The sequence below is a fragment of the Streptomyces sp. NPDC002467 genome (assembly GCF_042889825.1).
Classification (GTDB): domain Bacteria; phylum Actinomycetota; class Actinomycetes; order Streptomycetales; family Streptomycetaceae; genus Streptomyces.
On the sequence record NZ_JBIARJ010000001.1, the window covers coordinates 659,197 to 680,194 of the forward strand.

The 20,998-nt window shown below is 70.7% G+C and carries 16 protein-coding genes and 1 tRNA gene; 11 read left to right on the plus strand and 6 right to left on the minus strand.

Annotated features, from left to right (window positions below):
- The 5 genes from purQ (at position 1) to ACFYYJ_RS03190 (ending at position 5,932) form a co-directional block, all read left to right on the plus strand.
- The gene (purQ, locus tag ACFYYJ_RS03170; protein ID WP_389127993.1) at positions 1–681 is read left to right on the plus strand and encodes a phosphoribosylformylglycinamidine synthase subunit PurQ; all 681 of its coding nucleotides are present in this window, start codon (positions 1–3) and stop codon (positions 679–681) included.
- Positions 678–2,927, plus strand: coding sequence for a phosphoribosylformylglycinamidine synthase subunit PurL (purL, locus tag ACFYYJ_RS03175; protein ID WP_385126550.1), 2,250 nt, complete (start codon positions 678–680; stop codon positions 2,925–2,927). The genes purQ and purL overlap by 4 nt, the downstream gene beginning before the upstream one ends.
- 107 nt (positions 2,928–3,034) lie before the next feature.
- Positions 3,035–4,291: a hypothetical protein gene (locus ACFYYJ_RS03180; RefSeq protein ID WP_389127996.1), complete on the plus strand. Its 1,257-nt coding sequence runs from the start codon at positions 3,035–3,037 to the stop codon at positions 4,289–4,291.
- Positions 4,292–4,300: 9 nt separating this feature from the next.
- Positions 4,301–5,092 (plus strand): sterol carrier family protein, encoded by a 792-nt coding sequence (locus ACFYYJ_RS03185; protein WP_385363338.1) that lies wholly within the window; start codon positions 4,301–4,303, stop codon positions 5,090–5,092.
- A gap of 39 nt (positions 5,093–5,131) precedes the next feature.
- Positions 5,132–5,932, plus strand: a complete 801-nt coding sequence (locus ACFYYJ_RS03190) for an META domain-containing protein (RefSeq protein WP_389127998.1) — start codon at positions 5,132–5,134, stop codon at positions 5,930–5,932.
- Positions 5,933–5,979: 47 nt separating this feature from the next.
- Here ACFYYJ_RS03190 and ACFYYJ_RS03195 read toward each other — a convergent pair whose 3' ends face one another.
- Together ACFYYJ_RS03195 and ACFYYJ_RS03200 are read right to left on the minus strand one after the other, a co-directional pair.
- Positions 5,980–7,401 (minus strand): sulfatase-like hydrolase/transferase, encoded by a 1,422-nt coding sequence (locus tag ACFYYJ_RS03195; RefSeq protein WP_389128000.1) that lies wholly within the window; start codon positions 7,399–7,401, stop codon positions 5,980–5,982.
- Positions 7,402–7,516: 115 nt separating this feature from the next.
- Complete coding sequence (locus ACFYYJ_RS03200) at positions 7,517–7,612, minus strand: putative leader peptide (protein ID WP_350325720.1); 96 nt, start codon at positions 7,610–7,612, stop codon at positions 7,517–7,519.
- 159 nt (positions 7,613–7,771) lie between these two features.
- Here ACFYYJ_RS03200 and purF point away from each other — a divergent pair, with 159 nt between their 5' ends.
- Together purF and purM are read left to right on the plus strand one after the other, a co-directional pair.
- The gene (gene purF, locus ACFYYJ_RS03205; RefSeq protein ID WP_385126559.1) at positions 7,772–9,289 is read left to right on the plus strand and encodes an amidophosphoribosyltransferase; all 1,518 of its coding nucleotides are present in this window, start codon (positions 7,772–7,774) and stop codon (positions 9,287–9,289) included.
- 99 nt (positions 9,290–9,388) lie between these two features.
- Positions 9,389–10,459, plus strand: coding sequence for a phosphoribosylformylglycinamidine cyclo-ligase (purM, locus tag ACFYYJ_RS03210; RefSeq protein WP_384750241.1), 1,071 nt, complete (start codon positions 9,389–9,391; stop codon positions 10,457–10,459).
- Between the two features lie 78 nt (positions 10,460–10,537).
- Here the strand turns inward: purM and ACFYYJ_RS03215 are convergent, their stop codons facing one another.
- Together ACFYYJ_RS03215 and ACFYYJ_RS03220 are read right to left on the minus strand one after the other, a co-directional pair.
- Positions 10,538–10,804 carry a DUF3073 domain-containing protein gene (locus ACFYYJ_RS03215; protein WP_389128003.1) on the minus strand — a complete coding sequence of 89 codons (267 nt, stop codon included), beginning with the start codon at positions 10,802–10,804 and terminating at the stop codon, positions 10,538–10,540.
- A 289-nt stretch (positions 10,805–11,093) separates the two neighbouring features.
- Positions 11,094–12,188 carry a Leu/Phe/Val dehydrogenase gene (locus ACFYYJ_RS03220; protein WP_385126564.1) on the minus strand — a complete coding sequence of 365 codons (1,095 nt, stop codon included), beginning with the start codon at positions 12,186–12,188 and terminating at the stop codon, positions 11,094–11,096.
- Positions 12,189–12,373: 185 nt separating this feature from the next.
- On the opposite strand from ACFYYJ_RS03220, the gene ACFYYJ_RS03225 reads away from it, so the two are divergent.
- Both ACFYYJ_RS03225 and bldC read left to right on the plus strand, forming a co-directional pair.
- Positions 12,374–13,234 carry a hypothetical protein gene (locus ACFYYJ_RS03225; protein ID WP_385126567.1) on the plus strand — a complete coding sequence of 287 codons (861 nt, stop codon included), beginning with the start codon at positions 12,374–12,376 and terminating at the stop codon, positions 13,232–13,234.
- A gap of 578 nt (positions 13,235–13,812) precedes the next feature.
- Positions 13,813–14,019, plus strand: a complete 207-nt coding sequence (gene bldC / locus ACFYYJ_RS03230; RefSeq protein ID WP_003949541.1) for a developmental transcriptional regulator BldC — start codon at positions 13,813–13,815, stop codon at positions 14,017–14,019.
- Between the two features lie 660 nt (positions 14,020–14,679).
- On the opposite strand, the gene ACFYYJ_RS03235 is transcribed toward bldC, so the two are convergent.
- Positions 14,680–14,753: transfer RNA gene (locus tag ACFYYJ_RS03235), tRNA-Asp, on the minus strand.
- An 82-nt stretch (positions 14,754–14,835) separates the two neighbouring features.
- Positions 14,836–18,771 carry an ATP-dependent RNA helicase HrpA gene (hrpA, locus tag ACFYYJ_RS03240; RefSeq protein WP_389128006.1) on the minus strand — a complete coding sequence of 1,312 codons (3,936 nt, stop codon included), beginning with the start codon at positions 18,769–18,771 and terminating at the stop codon, positions 14,836–14,838.
- A 651-nt stretch (positions 18,772–19,422) separates the two neighbouring features.
- Here hrpA and ACFYYJ_RS03245 point away from each other — a divergent pair.
- Both ACFYYJ_RS03245 and ACFYYJ_RS03250 read left to right on the plus strand, forming a co-directional pair.
- Positions 19,423–20,145 carry a DsbA family protein gene (locus tag ACFYYJ_RS03245; protein WP_389128008.1) on the plus strand — a complete coding sequence of 241 codons (723 nt, stop codon included), beginning with the start codon at positions 19,423–19,425 and terminating at the stop codon, positions 20,143–20,145.
- Positions 20,142–20,963, plus strand: coding sequence for a cytochrome c biogenesis CcdA family protein (locus tag ACFYYJ_RS03250; protein ID WP_389128010.1), 822 nt, complete (start codon positions 20,142–20,144; stop codon positions 20,961–20,963). The genes ACFYYJ_RS03245 and ACFYYJ_RS03250 overlap by 4 nt, the downstream gene beginning before the upstream one ends.
- Positions 20,964–20,998 lie beyond the last annotated feature (35 nt).

Genomic DNA, 20,998 nt, shown 5'->3' on the forward strand with positions numbered 1-20,998 from the left:
GTGACCACTCGCATCGGTGTCGTCACGTTCCCCGGAACGCTCGACGACCGTGACTCGCTGCGCGCCGTCCGCCTCGCGGGGGCCGAGCCGGTCTCGCTCTGGCACCGCGACAAAGACCTGCACCAGGTCGACGCGGTCGTCCTCGCGGGCGGCTTCTCCTACGGGGACTACCTGCGCGCCGGGGCCATCTCCCGCTTCTCGCCGGTGATGGAGACCATCATCGAGCAGGCCAAGGGCGGCATGCCCGTCCTCGGCATCTGCAACGGCTTCCAGGTCCTCACCGAGGCCCACCTGCTGCCGGGGGCGATGCTCCGCAACAACCACCTGCACTTCATCTGCCGCGACCAGAAGCTGCGCGTGGAGAACGCGCAGACCGCCTGGACCGGCGACTACGAGCAGGGCCAGGAGATCTCGGTCCCGCTCAAGAACATGGACGGCCGGTACGTCGCCGACGAGCACACGCTCGACGAACTGGAGGCCGAAGGCCGAGTGGCCTTCCGCTACCTCGACGTCAACCCGAACGGTTCGCTGCGCGACATCGCCGGCATCACCAACGCCGCGGGCAACGTCGTCGGCCTCATGCCCCACCCCGAGCACGCGGTCGAGCCGCTGATCGGGACGGGCCGCACCGACGGCCTCCTGTTCTTCACCTCGGTCCTGAAGAAGCTGGTCAGCGCATGAGCCTCGACACCGTCAAGAACGCCACCGAGACGCCGGACGCCTCCCAGCCCTGGAAGGAACTCGGCCTCAAGGAGGACGAGTACGCCCGGATCCGCGAGATCCTCGGCCGCCGGCCCACCGGCGCCGAGCTGGCCATGTACTCGGTCATGTGGTCCGAGCACTGCTCGTACAAGAGCAGCAAGGTCCACCTCGCCCAGTTCGGCAAGAAGGCCCCCAAGAACGACGCCATGCTCGTCGGCATCGGCGAGAACGCCGGCGTCGTCGACGTCGGCCAGGGGTACGCGGTCACCTTCAAGGTCGAGTCGCACAACCACCCGTCGTACATCGAGCCCTACCAGGGCGCGGCCACCGGCATCGGCGGCATCGTCCGCGACATCCTCGCGATGGGCGCCCGCCCGGTCGCCGTCGTGGACCCGCTGCGCTTCGGCGCCGCCGACCACCCCGACACCAAGCGCGTCCTGCCGGGCGTGGTCGCGGGCATCGGCGGCTACGGCAACTGCCTGGGCCTGCCCAACATCGGTGGCGAGGTCGTCTTCGACGAGTGCTACCAGGGCAACCCGCTGGTCAACGCCGGCTGCATCGGCGTGATGAAGCACGAGGACATCCACCTCGCCAAGGCCTCCGGCCCCGGCAACAAGGTCATCCTCTACGGCGCCCGCACGGGCGGCGACGGCATCGGCGGCGTCTCGGTCCTCGCGTCCGAGACCTTCGACGACACCAAGCCGACCAAGCGCCCCGCCGTCCAGGTCGGCGACCCCTTCCAGGAGAAGCTCCTCATCGAGTGCACCCTGGAGATCTTCAAGGAGAAGCTGGTCGCGGGCATCCAGGACCTCGGCGGCGCCGGGCTCTCCTGCGCCACCTCCGAGCTGGCCTCCGCCGGTTCCGGCGGCATGCGGGTCGAGCTGGACACCGTCCCGCTGCGCGACGCGACGCTCTCGCCCGAGGAAATCCTCATGAGCGAGTCGCAGGAGCGCATGTGCGCGATCGTCGAGCCCCAGTACGTCGACCGCTTCATGGAGATCTGCGAGAAGTGGGACGTCATCGCCACCGTCATCGGTGAGGTGACCGACGGCGAGCGCCTGGAGATCTTCTGGCACGGCGAGCAGATCGTGGACGTGCCCCCGGGCACCGTCGCCCACGAGGGACCGGTCTACAACCGTCCCTTCGCGCGCCCCTCCTGGCAGGACGCGCTCCAGGCGGACGACGCGGGCCGGCTGCCGCGGCCGCAGACCTCCGAGGAGCTGCGCGCGCAGGTCCTGGCCCTGGTCTCCTCCCCGAACCAGGCCTCGAAGTCGTGGGTCACCGACCAGTACGACCGCTTCGTGCAGGGCAACACCGTCCTGTCGCAGCCCGAGGACGCGGGCATGGTCCGCATCGACGAGGAGTCCAACCTCGGCGTCGCCATGGCCACCGACGGAAACGGCCGCTACGCCAAGCTCGACCCGTACACGGGCGCGCAGCTGGCGCTGGCCGAGTCGTACCGCAACGTGGCCGCGACCGGCGCCAAGCCGCTGGCCATCTCCGACTGCCTGAACTTCGGTTCCCCCGAGGACCCGGACGTCATGTGGCAGTTCGCCGAGGCCTGCCGCGGTCTCGCGGACGGCTGCCTGGAGCTGGGCACCCCGGTGACCGGCGGCAACGTCTCGCTCTACAACCAGACCGGTGACGTCGCCATCCACCCGACCCCGGTCGTGGCGGTGCTCGGCGTGATCGACGACGTCAACCGCCGTACGCCGATGGCGTTCTCCGAGGCCGGCCAGCTGCTGTACCTGCTGGGCGACACTGCCGAGGAGTTCGGCGGCTCGGCCTGGTCCCAGGTCGTCCACGACCACCTGGGCGGCATGCCGCCGAAGGTGGACCTGGGCCGCGAGAAGCTGCTCGGCGAGATCCTGATCTCCGCCTCGCGCGACGGCATGATCGACGCCGCGCACGACCTGTCGGACGGCGGCGTCATCCAGGCGCTCACCGAGTCCTGCCTCAAGGGCGGCAACGGTGCGCGCGTGGTGGTCCCCGAGGGCCTGGACGCCTTCACCTTCCTGTTCTCCGAGTCCGCGGGCCGCGCCATCGTGTCGGTCCCGCGCAGCGAGGAGCTCCGCTTCACCGACATGTGCGGCGCGCGGGGCCTTCCCGCGGCGCGCATCGGCGTGGTGGACGGCGAGGAGATCGAGGTCCAGGGCGAGTTCACCCTCCCGCTGGCCGAGCTCCGCGAGGCCCACGAGGCGACGATCCCGGCCCTGCTGGCCTGATCCCCGCTCCGCCCGTCCACGGGCCCCCGGTCGGATTCCCTCCGGCCGGGGGCCCGTCGCGTTGTTAGCCTCGGTGCGGTCGCAGCCGTACCAACGGGGGGTCGGGGATGTTCGAACCACTGGAGCCGTCACGCGGGGGCCCGCTCCCGGACCGGGGCCGCCTGCGCAACGTGGCCAACGCCGCGCTGCTGTTGGTCGGCATCGGCGGCCTCGCCCTCGGAGGCTGGGCGCTGCTCGACGCGTACGAGACCCACCAGGACCGCGAGGCCTCCCGCGCGCTGATCACCAAGGCGTGCGCCGGGCTCGCGGACCCCCGCGCGGTCATGGAGCTGGACGGCGGCGCCGACCGGGTGGTGCTCGGCGGCAGGGACGCCGGCACCGTCGACTTCGAGACGATCCCGGACGGCTGCGCGCTGAGCCGGGTCGTGGAACGGGACGGCAAGGACCGTACGTACAGCCAGTTCACGCTGTCCCTGAAGGGGCTCCCGCAGGCACGCGACCTGCACGTCACCGATGACGCCTGGCGGACCGGCCCGTTCCGGACCCACCGCTCGCAGGGCGACGCGACCGCGCGGACCGAGGAGCCGGACCGGATGCCGCTGGGGGACGGCGCCCTCGGTGACTACGGGCCCGACGACGTCACCGTCGTGGCCCGCTGCGAGCAGCCCGCGAAGTCCGGTACGACCTCGCTGATCGTGACGGCGAGGTCCCCGATCACCGCGCACGGGGCCGCGGACCGCCCGGTCCTGGCCCGGATCGCCCGCCGGGCCGCGGAGGGGGCCGCCGAGAAGTACGGTTGCCGGACGCGGTTGCCCGCCCTCCCGGCCGAACTGCCCCCGCCCGTCACCGTTCTCGGGCCGGTGGGCGAGCGGACGGACAGTTGCGGCTGGTTCTCCGCGCACCTGCGGACCGCCGAGCGCGATCGGCTGCCCGACCGGGCCGCCGGCGTCCCCCTTGGCGGCTCCGCCCGCGAGGAGGGCTGCCTGCTGGCGATGAGCCCGGAGGGCACCGAGCGGGTGCTCCGCCTGCTCACCACGGCGGAACGCGAGGATGTCATCGGCAGCCTGAGGTACTCCCCCTGGTGGCTGCGGACCCGTGCGTACTTCGGCGAGGACGCGGCGGCCGTCGTCGTCCCCGGCCTGCACGGCCCCGATCCGGTGATCCCCGGGAAGGCCGGGCGCGTGGGCGACGTGCTGCACGGTTCGATGACCTGCCAGGGGCGTACGGCCACCGTCACCGCGGCCGTCCCCTACCGGTACAAGTCCGTGCTCGGCCCCCGCCTCGGCGCGCTGTTCAAGGCGTACGCGGAGGACGTGGCCGCACGGCGCGGTTGCACCGACCTCGTGCTTCCCCCGTCCGAGTAGGGTCGGAGGATGCCGCCCGCCAGGAAGAAGCAGCGCACCTACGACCCCGCGAAGATCCGCGCGGCCGTGACCACCCAGTTCGGGCACGTCGCCGCAGCCGTGGGGGAGTTGGGCCCCGAGCAGCTGGCGCTGCCCAGCGGGCTCGGGGAGTGGTCCGTGGCCGAACTCTGCGCCCACGTCGCCTGGATCGCCGACTCGTTGGCCGTCGGGCTCGCCCGGCCGCCGGCCGCCGTTCCGGAGCTGACCGTCTCCGAATGGCCCTTCGCCACGGCCTCCCTCGCGGGGAAGATCTCCGAGGCGGCCCGGGAGACCCTCACCGGTGCCCCGCTCCCCGAGCTCTACGAGCGGGCGGCCTCCCGGCTGGCGGAGCAGCTGGCGGCCAACCCGGGCAGCCGGGTGCTGGAGCTGTGGATCGGCGACATGACCCTCGCCGACTTCCTGGTCACCCGGACCGTCGAGCTGGTGGTCCACACCGACGACCTGAACCGGGCCACCGGGCTGGACGTCCCGATCGACCGGCAGGCCCTCGCCGCCTGCACCCGGCTGCTCGCCGACGCCCTCGCGCTCAAGGCGCCGGGCGGCTCGGTCGAGGTACGCGTGCCGCCGTTCGCGGTGGTCCAGTGCATCGAGGGGCCCCGCCACACCCGCGGCACCCCGCCGAACGTGGTCGAGACCGACCCGCTGACCTGGCTCCGGCTCGCGACGGGCCGTACGGGATGGGCCGAGGCCCTGGACGCGGCGCGGGTCCGGGCGAGCGGCGAGCGGGCCGACCTCTCCGCGCTGCTGCCGCTGATGAGCTGACCCGTGGAACCGACGGCGCGCCGACCCCGTCCCAGGGGCATGCGTAGATACCGGTACGTCCACGCCACGGCGGCCCTCGCGGCCCTCGCGCTCGCCCTCACCGGTTGCGGCCGGGTCGAGGAGGGCGGTTCCGGCCCGCTCCCCGACGTCGTGGGGTCCTGGTCGGTCGAGTCCCTGACCAGCGGGGGCCGGACCATGCACGGGCCCGAGGCCGCCCGGGTGGACATCGGGCACGACAAGGCCACGGGCAGCTACGGCTGCAACGGTTTCACGGCGGGGGTCGTGCTCGACGGGACCTCCTCCATGACCGTCACCCCCGGCGCCACGACCCTGATGAGCTGTGCGGACCAGGACTTCGAGACGCAGTTCGCCAAACTCTTCAAGGGCCGCCTGACCATCGACCGCGGCCCCGACCGGCTCACCCTGAAGACCGCGGACGGGAGCACCATCGCCATGACCCCGAAGCCCCCGGTGGTGGACGCCCCGCTCACGGTCACCCAGTGGACCGTCGACGCGACGATCAACGGGGACACGGTGACCTCCTTGCCCGCCGAGGCGGCGGGCAAGGCCAGCTTCACGATCACCGACGGCACCGCGGAAGGCAGCCTCGGCTGCAACCGCTTCAGCGCCAAGGCCACCGTCGAGGGATCCACCCTCACGTTCGGACCGCTCACCTCCACCCGGATGGCCTGCGAGGGCCGGGTGGGCGCGGTGGAGCGGGCGCTGACCGACCTGTTCGGCAGCGGCCCGCTCACCTGGCGGATCCAGGAGCACACCCTCACCCTCGTCGCCCCCGACGGCAACGGCCTCACCGCGAAGGCGGCCTCCGCCGCGGAGTGACCGGGCCGGGAGCGGGCCCGACGGTCCCGCGCCCGGTTCCTGCCGGCTCAGCCGGGGTAGGGCAGCAGGCCCGCGTCCGTCTTCTCCCAGGCGGCCTTCAGCTCCGCCAGCCGGGCCGGCTCCACGGCCGCCTTGTCAGCCTGCTCCCGGACGTCCCCGGCCAGGTTGAAGAGCTGGTCGCGGCCGGACTTGCCGCGGTAGTACTTCCAGTCACCGCGGCGCAGCGCCCGCTCCCCGCGCACCCGCCAGAACAGGTTCCGCTCGGCGACCTTCTCGCCGCGCAGCAGGTACCCGGCCAGGCTCACCCCGTCCAGCGGGTACGCCCGGTTCGGCCGGGTCCCGGCCAGCTCCAGCAGGGTCGCCGTCCAGTCCGGGCTGAAGACCGGGACGTGGCTGACCTGGCCGCCGTCCAGGCGCGCGGGCCAGCGCACGATGTTCGGCACCCGGATCCCGCCCTCCTGCAGCGAGGCCTTGTTGCCGGAGAGCGGCCAGTTGTAGGAGAAGCGCTCGCCGCCGTTGTCGCTGGAGAAGACCACGATGGTGTCGCGGGCCTGCCCCGAGCGGTCCAGGGCGCGCAGCACCTCGCCGATGGAGCGGTCCAGGTCCTCGACCATCTCCTTGTACTTCTCGACCGAGCCGCCGTCCTGGTGCCACAGCGCGCGCCCGTCGCCCGCCTTGATCCGCCGGACGATCTCGGCGCTCTGCTCGGTGTCCCCGTCGGCGATCCACGGCCAGTGCGGGGTGGTGAAGTTGAGGTTCAGCAGCCACGGCTTGCCGCCGTGGTCGCGGGAGACGTACTCGCTCGCCCGCTCGGTGATGATCCGCGTGTAGTAGCGCAGGTCCTTGTACTCGGCGTCGCCCTCGTAGAGGTCGTACTCGCCGCCCAGGCCCAGCTTGGAGTAGTACTCCAGCGCCCCGCCGAAGTTGCCGAAGAACTCGTCCCAGCCGGACTTGGTGGGGCTGTAGTCGGGCAGGTAGCCCGCGTGCCACTTGCCGATCAGCGCGGTGGCGTAGCCCGACTCCTTCAGCAGCGAGGCCAGCGTGGGATGCGTCGGCTCCAGGCCCGCCGACTTGTCGGCGATCGGCTCGGCCAGCCCGCCCTTGGAGCGGCCCGGGTAGCGGCCGGTGTACAGGCTGAACCGGGTCGGGGAGCAGGTCGCGGAGCCGGAGTAGGCGTCGGTGAAGCGGACGCCCTGGCGGGCGAGGCGGTCCAGGTTCGGGGTCTTGATGTGCGGTGACCCGTACGAGGACAGGTCGGCCCAGCCGAGGTCGTCCCCGAGGATGAACAGGACGTTCGGGCGCTTCGACTGCCGCCCCCGAGCGGCCCGGAACTCACGCTCCTGAGGGCTCGCGTCCTGCGCCGCGGCGGCCGCCGGAGCCGCCCCGAGGCCCACGGCGGCGGTGGCCGCGGTCACTCCGACGGCGCCGCCGAAGGCACGGCGGGACAGGCTGGATTCATACGAAGACACAGGTACTCCAAGGCACGGCCCGCCGGCCCGCCCCGGGCGGGCGCGGGACGGCGCGCGGCACGGCAGGGCAGGGCTGGGCGGGGCGGAAATGTGAAAGGGGGAGAAAGAGTTGTGGCTACGCAGAACAGCGACAGATGGCGCTCGCGACACGGACCAGGTCCACGTGCCGGCGCTCGACGAGGGTGACGGAACGGTCACCGAGAGGCTGCATGGGTCGAGAGCCTGTACGAATGCGCTTGTAGATGTCAACAAGGGCATCCGGATGCCGAGACACCACCCAAAGCGGAGCGTCCGGTCACCCTCTGTGCTGTGACATTTCCCGGCCGTCGCGAATTCGGACCAGTGGTCGATCTCGCCTACACTCGGTGTCGTGCCTCGTGGTGATGGACGACTCAACCACGACCTGCTCCCCGGCGAAAAGGGCCCCCAGGACGCTTGCGGCGTCTTCGGTGTCTGGGCTCCGGGTGAAGAGGTCGCCAAGCTCACCTACTTCGGACTGTATGCATTGCAGCACCGCGGACAAGAGTCCGCGGGAATCGCTGTGAGCAACGGTTCCCAGATCCTCGTCTTCAAGGACATGGGACTTGTTTCCCAGGTCTTCGACGAAACCTCCCTCGGTTCGCTCCAAGGTCATATCGCGGTCGGTCACGCCCGCTACTCGACCACCGGCGCCTCCGTCTGGGAGAACGCTCAGCCCACTTTCCGGGCGACCGCCCACGGCTCCATTGCCCTGGGTCACAACGGCAACTTGGTGAACACCGCCGAGCTCGCCGAGATGGTCGCCGACCTCCCGCGTCAGGACGGCCGTGCCACCCAGGTGGCCGCCACCAATGACACCGACCTCGTGACCGCCCTCCTCGCCGGACAGACCGACGAGGACGGCAAGCCCCTGACCATCGAGGAGTCGGCCGCCAAGGTCCTGCCTCAGGTCAAGGGCGCCTTCTCGCTCGTCTTCATGGACGAGGGGACCCTCTACACCGCCCGTGACCCGCAGGGCATCCGCCCGCTGGTCCTCGGCCGCCTGGAGCGCGGCTGGGTGGTCGCGAGCGAGACCGCCGCCCTCGACATCTGCGGAGCCAGCTTCGTCCGCGAGGTCGAGCCGGGCGAGCTCATCGCGATCGACGAGAACGGTCTGCGCACCTCCCGATTCGCGGAAGCGAAGCCCAAGGGCTGTGTGTTCGAGTACGTCTACCTGGCGCGCCCGGACACCGACATCGCCGGCCGGAACGTGTACCTCTCGCGTGTCGAGATGGGCCGCCGCCTGGCGAAGGAAGCCCCGGTCGACGCCGACCTGGTGATAGCGACCCCGGAGTCGGGTACGCCCGCCGCCGTCGGGTACGCCGAGGCCAGCGGGATCCCGTACGGCTCCGGCCTGGTCAAGAACGCCTACGTGGGCCGGACCTTCATCCAGCCCTCGCAGACGATCCGCCAGCTCGGCATCCGCCTCAAGCTCAACCCCCTCAAGGAAGTCATCCGGGGCAAGCGCCTGGTGGTCGTCGACGACTCGATCGTCCGCGGCAACACCCAGCGCGCCCTCGTGAAGATGCTCCGCGAGGCCGGCGCGGCCGAGGTCCACATCCGGATCTCCTCGCCGCCGGTGAAGTGGCCGTGCTTCTTCGGCATCGACTTCGCCACCCGGGCCGAGCTGATCGCCAACGGCATGACGGTCGACGAGATCGCCACGTCGCTCGGCGCGGACTCGCTCTCGTACATCTCGCTCGACTCGATGATCGAGGCGACGACCATCCAGAAGCCCAACCTCTGCCGTGCCTGCTTCGACGGCGAGTACCCGATGGAGCTGCCCGACCCGCAGCTCCTGGGCAAGCAGCTGCTGGAGAACGAGCTGGCCGGCGGCACGGACGCCGCCGACGCGCTCCGTCGCCCGTAGGTCCCGCGAGACCGGCTCCACCTGCGCCGGGCCCTGCCTTTCAAGCTTTGCCCAGGGCCCGGCACCACACGCAGTAACGACACGAAAGCTCTCCCTGTCATGACAGAGAAGACCACCGGTGCCAGCTACGCAGCCGCGGGCGTCGACATCGAAGCGGGAGACCGCGCCGTCGAGCTGATGAAGGAGTGGGTGAAGAAGACGCAGCGCCCCGAGGTCCTCGGCGGCCTCGGCGGTTTCGCCGGCCTCTTCGACGCCTCCGCCCTCAAGCGCTACGAGCGCCCGCTGCTCGCCTCCGCGACCGACGGGGTCGGCACGAAGGTCGACATCGCCCGCCAGATGGGCGTCTACGACACGATCGGCCACGACCTGGTCGCGATGGTCATGGACGACATCGTGGTCTGCGGCGCCGAGCCGCTCTTCATGACCGACTACATCTGCGTCGGCAAGGTCCACCCCGAGCGTGTCGCGGCCATCGTCAAGGGCATCGCCGAGGGCTGTGTCCTCGCCGGAACCGCTCTGGTCGGCGGCGAGACCGCCGAGCACCCGGGCCTGCTGGGCCCGGACGACTTCGACGTGGCGGGCGCCGGCACCGGTGTCGTCGAGTACGACCGGCTGCTGGGCGCGGATCGTATCCGTACGGGGGACGCCGTCATCGCGATGGCTTCGTCCGGCCTTCACTCGAACGGGTACTCGCTGGTCCGGCACGTGCTCTTCGACCGCGCGGGCATGTCGCTGGAGCAGGAGATCGCGGAGCTCGGTCGGACCCTCGGCGAGGAACTCCTGGAGCCCACCAAGATCTACTCGCTGGACTGCCTGGCCCTCACCCGTACGGCCGAGGTCCACGCCTTCTCGCACATCACGGGCGGCGGCCTCGCGGCCAACCTGGCCCGGGTGATCCCGGACCACCTGCACGCCACGGTCGACCGTACGACCTGGGCCCCGGGCGCCATCTTCGACCTGGTCGGCAAGGCCGGTCAGGTGGAGCAGCTGGAGCTGGAGAAGACCCTGAACATGGGCGTCGGCATGATGGCCGTCGTTCCGCAGGAGTCGGTCGAGGTGGCGCTGACCGCGCTGGCCGACAGGGGTGTCGACGCCTGGGTCGCCGGCGAGATCCTCGACCGCGGCGACCGTACCGAGGGTGCCACCCTCACCGGTTCCTACGCGAGCTGAGCAGCACCGAAACCCGGCCCTGGGCAATGCCCGGGACCGGGTTTCGGTATTTGCTCTTGGTGCAGACGCCGTAGAGCGTCAAGCGCCGCGACGCTGTGCCGACGGACCGGAGTCTTCGTCCTCGTCCTCGTCGTCATCGCTGTTGTACAGATCCGCGTACTTGGCGTACGGGTCGTCGTCGTCTTCCAGATCGTCATCGACTTCGACCGGCTCGCTGACAGGCAGCGGATCCGTCGGCGATGCGCCCAGCTCATTGGCCAGACGCGAGAGGTCAGTCCCGCCGCTGTTGTACTTCAGCTGGCGGGCGACCTTTGTCTGCTTGGCCTTGGCCCGGCCGCGCCCCATGGCTCGACCCCCTCGGTGACGGGGCTCGACGGCCCCAGAGTCTGACACGCGTTCATGGTTCGGAGCGGGCTCTCCGTGGAGAGACCGTCCGTAGGGGTTTAACGGTACCTGCTTCCGCGGCCATACGGTACGCCGCCCGCATGACGCGCCCCGGTGCAGAACCAACAAGGCGCCCCGTCCTCGCTGGTCAACCGCGATTTTAACGCTTTCCTGGCCCGCGACCCGCCGAAGTGCAGTGAGTTCTGTCTCCCCGCACCCCGGCGGGCGCGCCGAAGGGTCCCCGGAAGGGTCAGACCGCGCGGGCGGCGCGGGCGTCCGCCATCCGCTGCTCGGCGATCCGGTCGGCCGCGGCGGCCGGCGGGATGCCGTCCGACTTAGCGCGAGCAAAGATCTCCAGGGTGGTGTCGAAGATCTTCGTGGCCTTGGCCTTGCACCGGTCGAAGTCGAAGCCGACCAGCTCGTCGGCGACCTGGATCACGCCGCCCGCGTTGACGACGTAGTCCGGGGCGTAGAGGATCCCGCGGTCTTCCAGGTCCTTCTCGATGCCGGCGTGGGCGAGCTGGTTGTTGGCCGCGCCGCAGACGATGCGGGCGGTGAGGGCCGGCACGGTCTCGTCGTTCAGGGCGCCGCCCAGCGCGCAGGGGGCGTAGATGTCCAGGCCCTCGACGCGGATCAGCGCGTCGGTGTCGGCGACCGCGGTGACCTTGCCGGGGTGCTTGTCGAGGATCCGCTGCACGGACTCCTCGCGCACGTCCGTGATCACGACCTCGGCGCCGTCCTCCAGGAGGTGCTCGACCAGGTAGTGGCCGACCTTGCCGACGCCGGCGACGCCGACCTTGCGGCCGCGCAGCGTCGGGTCGCCCCACACGTGCTGGGCGCTGGCGCGCATGCCCTGGAAGACACCGAAGGCGGTGAGCACCGAGGAGTCGCCCGCGCCGCCGTTCTCGGGGGAGCGGCCGGTCGCCCAGCGGGTCTCGCGGGCCACGACGTCCATGTCGGCCACGAAGGTGCCGACGTCGCAGGCCGTCACGTAGCGGCCGCCGAGGGACTCCACGAACCGGCCGTAGGCCAGGAGCAGTTCCTCGGACTTCAGGACGTCCGGGTCGCCGATGATCACGGCCTTGCCGCCGCCCAGGTCGAGACCGGCGAGGGCGTTCTTGTACGACATGCCGCGCGCGAGGTTGAGCGCGTCCCTGACGGCCTCCTCATCGGAGGCGTACGCGTGGAAACGCGTTCCGCCGAGGGCCGGGCCCAGGGCGGTGGAGTGGATGGCGATGACGGCCTTGAGGCCGGTGGCGCGGTCCTGGCACAGCACGACTTGCTCGTGTCCGCCCTGCTCCGTGCGGAACAGGGTGTGCAGGACGCCGTCGGTCATTTCGGTCACGGTGGTGACTCCCATGGAAGAGATGCGGCGGATTTTCACGCGCTCCCTGCGGGTGGGGGAGAACGCGTGGAAGCAGAGTAAGACCTTCCGGGCGCGCGCAGGCGACCTGTCCGGGGATCGGAACTCTCCAGGAGTACGAGGGGGTGCCCGGAGTACCGCGGCGCCGCCGGGGGGAGTACGAGAACGTGAGCGAAACCCCCGATGCCCCGCGGCCCGCCGTGCGCCCGGCGCCGACCGTGCCGTACGCCTCCTACCTGCGCGTCTACGAGCCGCTCGCGGCCTTCCCCGAGCCGGAGCGTGCGCACTGGGCCGATTACGCCCGGCGCGGGACGGCCCCGACGGCGCAGGACGAACTGCGCCGGTCCCTCACCGACTTGGTGCGGGTCCCGGTGGTGGGGGTGCCGGCCCACGAGAGCGCGGACGCCTTCACGGCGGAGGTCGACGGGGTGTTGCTGGTCTGCCCGTGGCGGACCAGGCTGCGCGGCTGGCTGGCGCTCCGGGAACTGGTCGAGTGGTTCCCGCTCCCGGTGCTCGACGCGGCGCTCCCGCCGGCGACCCGGACGAGGGCGGCCGAGGAGTACGAGCGCTGGCGCGAGCGGAACCCGGACGCCCGGCCGTGGATCCGTACGGGGGTGTGGCAGGTCCCCCTGCGCTGGTTCGTGCTGGTGGCCGACGAGGAGCGGGAGTACCTGCCCGGCGAACGGCTGCGCTACCGGACGCCCATGGTGCAGGCCCGCCGCCGGCTCGCGCGGGCGCTGCGGACGCTGCGGGAGGCGGAGGGCGAGGGCTACGAGCCGCTCGCCGAGGGGTTGGTGGAGGTCGGGAGCTGGCTGGAGGAGTTCCACCCGAAGTCGATGGTCGAGCTGGACTACGGCGGACTGCTGCACGCACTGCCGGCGGAGCGACTGGCGGAGGACCGGTCCGCGGGGCAGTTGGCGGCGGGGGTCGCGGCACTGCGGGCCGGTGACACCAGAGGGGCTGCCGAGGCTTACGAGGAGTTGGCGGACCGGTGGAGGGCGGTCCGGGAGAGACTGTTCGCGAATTAGTGGTGTGGGATTCCCCCGGTTCCGAGGGCCCCGTGCACCGTCGGCGGACGCCGTTACGTACCGGTGCGTATCGGTCGATCGGCCATAAGCCGCAGATCAGGGGCCTGATCATGGCATTCGGGACGTAGTGCCAGGACCTACGTCCCGATACGGGCCATTGGCCCAAGCGTGACGGACCGCACTAACCACACCCTTGCGCCCTTCCCCTACCCTCGTGCCAAAATAGGACAAGGAGTCCGGGGAGGGTTCCTTCCGCCCAACTAAGGGCGGAATGCTCGGCATTGCGCTCTACGGGGGGTCTGACGACTCCTGATTGTTCTGTGACTGATCGTCACAGTGGGGTGACTGTCCGTTATGGGGCGGTCCATCGGGCTTCCGCCGCTGATGAACACCTCGGAGGGCAATTCCGTCGGTTTGGCCCTTGGGGCTGGACGGATGGTGTAGTTGTAGTGCCGAGGACAAGCCGTTCGTCCTATAACCGACTCGGCCCGCGTATGTCCATTTCGGGCAACGCGGGCCAAGGTGCAGAATTTAGAGGAAAGAACCGAGATGGTTCGGTTCTCCCGAGGAGGCCGCTCATGACCGCTCGCACCCCTGATGCCGAGCCGCTGCTGACCCCGGCTGAGGTTGCCACCATGTTCCGCGTGGACCCGAAGACGGTTACCCGCTGGGCCAAGGCCGGCAAGCTCACGTCCATCCGCACCCTGGGTGGACACCGCCGTTACCGCGAGGCCGAGGTCCGCGCACTGCTTGCGGGAATTCCGCAGCAGCGCAGCGAGGCCTGAGGTTCGCAGCACCCCTTTTAGGGGACATCTCCCGGCAGCAGCCGGGGGAGGGTCTGAATCGGGTCCCCCAATCCGAGGAAACCCACACAGCTTCATGCGACGGGGCCTGCCCCAACAGGTTCATGTCGTCCGATCGCGCTGGACTCCGCCGGGTCCAGCGCGATCTTTTTTATGCGCTGGTCAGGGCGGTGCGGGGGTCGCGGGGGTGGCCCCGACGAGGGGGTGCCATTGCACATATTAAATCGAGGCCGCGTAGGGGCGCGATAAACGTACGAGTCTCAAAAACTCATGCGGTGACTCCCGTCACAGATGATCACTCTTGTATTTCCGGCATTGCACCCCGTAAGGGGACGTGCGCGGCGGAGCGCATCATGCGAACGGGGGATTCTCGCGCCGACGGGCCCGGCCGGAGGGCGCGGACGGTCCGGAAGGGGGTTCGCGGGCCGACCGGTCGGTAACAGGGCCCCTCGATGAGGATCTATGCGGCCGAGTGAGGGTCTATGCGGGCTCCTGAGGCCCTCCGGGGGCCTTCGTGGCCTACCGGGGCCGGGCGGGTCGGGGTAGCGCCTCCAGGGCGGCTCCAAGGCCACCCCGCGCGACCGCGCCTGTCAACGCGTCAGGGCCCGCATCCCCTGGGGGATACGGGCCCTGACGTTTCTGCGAACCTGACGGGACTTGAACCCGCGACCTCCACCTTGACAGGGTGGCGAGCTAACCAACTGCTCCACAGGTCCTTGATTCGCAGCCATTGGTGCGGCTGCGAAACAGACTCTACAGCAGCTCAGGGGGTGCAGTCGAACCCGATCACGGAGCGGGTCATCGGGCCGACGGAGGGGCCGCCGCGTCCACCGCCTTCACGATGCGCTTGTCGGAGATCGGATACGCCGTGCCGAGCGCGTGCGCGAAGTAGCTCACCCGCAGTTCCTCGATCATCCAGCGGATGTCCGTGACCGTCGACGGCACGGGCCGGCCCTTCGGCAACTGCTCCAGCAGCCAGGCGTACTCGTCCTGCATCTCGTGCACCTTCTCCATGCGCGTGGTGTCGCGCTGGACGCCCGTGGGCATCTGCTGGAGCCGTCGGTCGGCCGCCACCAGGTAGCGCATCAGGTCCGGCAGCCTGCGCAGCCCGGTGAGGGTCACGAAGCCGGCCGGCACGAGCGCCGCCAGCTGCGACTTCACGTCCTGGATGTTGGCGACCAGGGCCAGGCTGCTCGTCGACTTCAGCCGCCGCTCGCAGGCCTGCCAGGCGGCCAGCACCTGCTGGACCTGGCCCACCGTCCGCACCGTGGTGTCCACCAGGTCGGCGCGGACCGCCTCGTAGAGCTTGCGGAAGCCGGCCTCGTCCCAGGCCGGGCCGCCGTGGTCGGCGATCAGCTTGTCGGTCGCGGCGGTGGCGCAGTCGTCGAACAGCGCCTGGATGGAGCCGTGCGGGTTCCTCGACAGGGCCAGCTTCTGCTGGTTCGTCAGATGGTCCGAGGCGAACTTCGCCGGATTCACCGGGATGTTCAGCAGGATCAGCCGCCGGGTGCCGAGCCACATCGCCCGCTGCTGCTCGGCCTCCGTGTCGAAGAGCCGTACGGAAACGGTCGCGCCCTCGTCCACCAGCGCCGGGTACGCCTTCACCGGCTGGCCCGCCCGCCGGGTCTCGAAGACCTTGGCGAGCGTGCCGATCGTCCAGTCGGTCAGCCCGGTCCGTTCCACCGACTCCCCGCCCGCCCGCTCGGCGGTGGCCGCGGCCGCCTTGGACAGCGCCTGGCGGGCCTTCGGCTTCAGCTTCAGCCGCAGGGCCTCCAGGTCCTTGTCCTCGGCGAGCTTCTTGCGGCGCTCGTCGACGATCCGGAAGGTGATCTTCAGGTGGTCCGGGATCCGGGTCAGGTCGAAGTCCTCGGCCGAGACCGGCACCCCGACCATCCGCTGGAGCTCGCGCGCCAGGGTCACCGGCAGCGGCTCCTGGAGGGGCACGGCCGTGTCCAGGAAACGGCCCGCGTAGTTCGGCGCGGGCACGTAGTGCCGGCGGATCGGCTTCGGGAGGGACCGGATCAGCTCCGTGACGACCTCCTCGCGCAGGCCCGGGATCTGCCAGTCGAAGCCCTGGTCGGTCACCTGGTTCAGCACCTGGAGCGGGATGTGGACGGTCACGCCGTCCGCGTCCGCGCCCGGCTCGAACTGGTAGGTCACCCGGAACTTCAGGCGCCCCTGCGCCCAGCTGTCCGGGTAGTCCGCCTTGGTGACCCCGGCCGCCTTCTCCGTCAGCAGCATCTCGCGCTCGAAGTCGAGGAGTTCGGGCTCCTCGCGCTTCTTGTGCTTCCACCAGGAGTCGAAGTGCGCCCCCGACACCACGTGCTCGGGGATCCGCTGCTCGTAGAAGTCGAAGAGCGTCTCGTCGTCCACCACGATGTCGCGGCGCCGGGCCCGGTTCTCCAGCTCCTCGACCTCGGTGAGGAGCTTGCGGTTGTCGGCGTAGAACTTGTGGTGCGTCCGCCAGTCGCCCTCGACCAGCGCGTTCCGGATGAACAGCTCGCGCGAGACCTCGGGGTCGATCCGACCGTAGTTGATCTTCCGCTGCGCCACGATCGGTACGCCGTACAGCGTGACCTTCTCGTACGCCATCACCGCCGCCTGGTCCTTCTCCCAGTGCGGCTCGCTGTACGTGCGCTTGATCAGGTGCTGGGCCAGGGGCTCCACCCACTCGGGCTCCACCTTGGCGTTCACCCGGGCCCACAGCCGCGAGGTCTCCACCAGCTCCGCCGACATCAGGAACTTCGGCTGCTTCTTGAACAACGCAGACCCGGGGAAGACCGCGAACTTCGCGGACCGGGCGCCCAGGTACTCGTTCTTGTCGGTGTCCTTGAGCCCGATGTGCGAGAGCAGACCGGCCAGCAACGAGACGTGGACGCTCGTCTCCGGGGCGTCGCCCTCGTTGACGTGGATGCCCATGGTCTTGGCGACCGTCCGCAGCTGCGAGTAGATGTCCTGCCACTCGCGGATCCGCAGGAAGTTCAGGTACTCCTGCTTGCACATCCGGCGGAACGAGGACGAGCCGCGCTCCTTCTGCTGCTCGCGGACGTACCGCCAGAGGTTGAGGTAGGCCAGGAAGTCGGAGGTCTCGTCCTTGAACCGGGCGTGGTTCTGGTCGGCCTGGGTCTGCTTGTCCGAGGGCCGCTCGCGCGGGTCCTGGATGGACAGGGCCGCCGCGATGACCATGACCTCGCGGACGCAGTTGTTCTTGTCGGCCTCGACGACCATGCGGGCCAGACGGGGGTCCACGGGCAGCTGGGAGAGCTTGCGGCCCATATCGGTGAGCCGCTTCTTGTGGTCCTTCTCGGCCGGGTCCAGGGCCCCGAGCTCTTGGAGCAGCTGCACGCCGTCGCGGATGTTGCGGTGGTCCGGCGGGTCGATGAAGGGGAACTTCTCGATCTCGCCGAGGCCGGCCGCGGTCATCTGGAGGATGACGGAGGCCAGGTTCGTGCGCAGGATCTCCGCGTCCGTGAACTCCGGACGGGCGTCGAAGTCGTCCTCCGAGTACAGCCGGATGCAGATGCCGTCGCTGGTGCGGCCGCAGCGGCCCTTGCGCTGGTTGGCGCTGGCCTGCGAGATCCGCTCGATGGGCAGGCGCTGGACCTTGGTGCGATGGCTGTAGCGGGAGATCCGGGCGGTGCCCGGGTCGATCACGTACTTGATGCCCGGGACGGTGAGGGAGGTCTCGGCGACGTTGGTCGCCAGGACGATCCGGCGGCCGGTGTGGGCCTGGAACACCCGGTGCTGCTCGGCGTGGGAGAGCCGGGCGTAGAGCGGCAGCACCTCGGTGAACCGCAGTTTCTTCTTGATCAGAGCGTCGGCGGTGTCGCGGATCTCGCGCTCTCCGGAGAGGAACACGAGGATGTCCCCGGCACCCTCCGCCTGGAGCTCGTCGACCGCGTCGCAGATGGCGGTGATCTGGTCCCGGTCGCTCTCCTCGCTGTCCTCCTCCAGCAGCGGCCGGTAGCGGACCTCGACCGGATACGTCCGGCCGCTGACCTCGACGATCGGGGCGTCCCCGAAGTGTCGGGAGAACCGTTCCGGGTCGATGGTCGCCGAGGTGATGACGACCTTGAGGTCGGGGCGCTTGGGGAGCAGCGTGGCCAGGTAGCCGAGCAGGAAGTCGATGTTGAGGCTGCGTTCGTGAGCCTCGTCGATGATGATCGTGTCGTACGCGCGCAGCTCGCGGTCCGTCTGGATCTCGGCGAGCAGGATGCCGTCGGTCATCAGCTTCACGAAGGTCGCGTCCTGGTCCACCTGGTCGGTGAACCGGACCTTCCAGCCGACCGTCTGTCCGATCTCGGACCTCAGCTCCTCCGCGATCCGCTCCGCGACGGTGCGGGCGGCGATCCGGCGGGGCTGGGTGTGCCCGATCATGCCCCGGACGCCGCGGCCCAGCTCCATGCAGATCTTGGGGATCTGCGTGGTCTTGCCGGAGCCGGTCTCGCCCGCGACGATCACGACCTGGTGGTCGCGTATCGCCTCGGCGATCTCGTCCTTCTTCTGGCTGACGGGCAGGTTCTCGGGATACGTGACCTCGGGCATGCGCGAGGCACGGCCGGCCAGTCGCTCGGCGGCCTTCGCGGCCTCCGCGGCGATCTCGTCGAGCACGGCCTGCTTGGCCTCGGGCTTGCGGATACGGCGGGCGCCTTCTAGGCGGCGGCCGAGGCGGTGCGCGTCGCGGAGGGAGATCTCACCGAGAAGCGTCTGCAGGGCGGCGAAGGAAGTAGACATACCTGATCGAGGATCTCACCTGGTCCCTCCGGGTGGCGAACGCATTTGTCGGGCGGACCCGTACCATTTCGGGACGAGTCCCCCCGCCGCCGACCGTGAGAGGCCCCACGCATGCCCGTCGCCTCCGGCGCGGACCGCTTCGACCACGGGGTCCCGGGGCTCCGCCGCCGTCCTCCCGTCCCCCCGACGGCACTCCGCGCCCGCGCCTCAAACGCCGGCGAGGCTGAGTTTTGCCCCTGCCGTCCGCCGGGTGCCGCAATCCCAGCCTGTCCGCGGTTTGAGGCGTGGGGCCACCATCCGGCCTCGCCGGCGTTTGAGGCGCGGGGTCTGGGGCGGAGCCCCAGGACGGGTCCGGGCGGAGCCCGGGGAACGGTGGAAGGGCGGGTAGGGGACCGCTCCGCGCAGCGGCACCGCCTTGGCCGGGGCGGGCCGGGGGCCGGCGGGGTCGGGCGCGTGCCGGGGCACCTCCTCGGGCGTCGAACCCGATGCGGCACCGGTGAGGCGAGCGGGTTTCGTTCGACGCCCTGCGGGGGTGCCCCGCCGCGCACCCGACCCCGACGGCGCGGGGGTGTCACGGGCCGCCCCGCCGAGCACCGGCACTCGACGCCGCACGTCATACATCCGATCCGTAGTTCTGGAGCACCCACCCGTATGTCTTCCCGCAAGTCCCCCCGGCCCCTCCTGATCTCCGCCGGGGTCGCCCTCGCCGCAGTCACCCTCGGGATCGTGTCCTGGCAGGCCACCGCCCCGGCGGAGAAGGGGAAGGGGTCCGGTGGAGCAGTGGCCGCCGCGCCGCCCCGCGAGGACCCCGCCGCCGCGCAGCTGAAGGCGCTCGCCCGCCGCGAGGACGGCGACGCGCTCGCCGTGGGCCGCACCGACGCGCCCGTCGTGCTCATCGAGTACTCCGACTTCAAGTGCGGCTACTGCGCCAAGTTCGCCCGCGACACCGAGCCCGAGCTGGTGAAGAAGTACGTGGCCGACGGCACCCTCCGCATCGAGTGGCGCAACTTCCCGATCTTCGGAGCCGAATCCGAGGCCGCCGCCAAGGCCGCCTGGGCGGCGGGCCGGCAGGGCAGGTTCCAGCAGTTCCACGCCGCCGCGTACGCCGAGGGCTCGAAGGAGAAGGGCTTCGGCGAGGACCGGCTGCTGGAGCTGGCCCGCGAGGCCGGGGTCCCCGACCCGGAGCGCTTCAAGGCGGACATGGCCGGCGACGAGGCCGCCGCGGCCCTGAAGAAGGACCAGGAGGAGGGCTACCGGATCGGCGTCGGCTCCACCCCGTCCTTCCTGGTGGGCGGCAAGCCGATCGCCGGGGCCCAGCCGCTCCGGACGTTCGAGACCGCCATCGCCGAGGCCAAGACGGCGGCGCGACGGTGACCATCGGATACCTGGCCGCCCTGCTCGGCGGCCTCCTCGCCCTGCTCAGCCCGTGCAGCGCCCTGCTGCTGCCCGCGTTCTTCGCGTACTCGATCGACTCGACCTCGCGACTGCTGGCCCGGACCGGCATCTTCTACGCGGGGCTCGCCGGCACGCTCGTACCGCTGGGCGCGGCCGGTTCGTACGCCGGGCGGTTCTTCCACGGCAACCGCGAGGCCCTCGTCCTCGTCGGAGGCTGGCTGATCATCGCGCTCGGGCTCGCGCAGATCCTCGGCCTCGGCTTCGCCCCGAAGCGGATCTCGGAGCTGTCCGGACGGATCCGGCCGACCACCGCCCTGTCGGTGTTCGCGCTGGGGGCGGTCTACGGGCTGGCCGGGTTCTGCGCGGGCCCGATCCTCGGCAGTGTCCTGACGGTGGCGGCGGTCAGCGGCAGCCCCGTCTACGGCGGACTGCTGCTGGCCGTCTACGCGCTGGGGATGGCCGTACCGCTGTTCGTGCTCGCCGTGCTCTGGGAGCGGTTCGAGCTCGGCCGGCGGCGCTGGCTGCGCGGCCGGGCCCTGACGGTGGGCCGCTTCGAGCTGCACACCACGTCGCTGCTGTCCGGGCTGTTCTTCATCACCCTGGGCGCCCTGTTCCTCGTGTACGACGGGGCGAGCGCGCTGCCGGGGCTGCTGGACGTGGACGACTCGTACGCGGTGGAGGAGTGGGTCCGGTCGGTGACGGCCGCGGTCCCGGACTGGGCGGTGCTCGGGCTGGTCGTGGCCGGGGCGGCGGTCTACCCGCTGGTGCGGTGGATGCGGGCCGGGGCCGAGGAGTAACGCAAGAAGCCCCGTCCGAGGACGGGGCTTCTTCA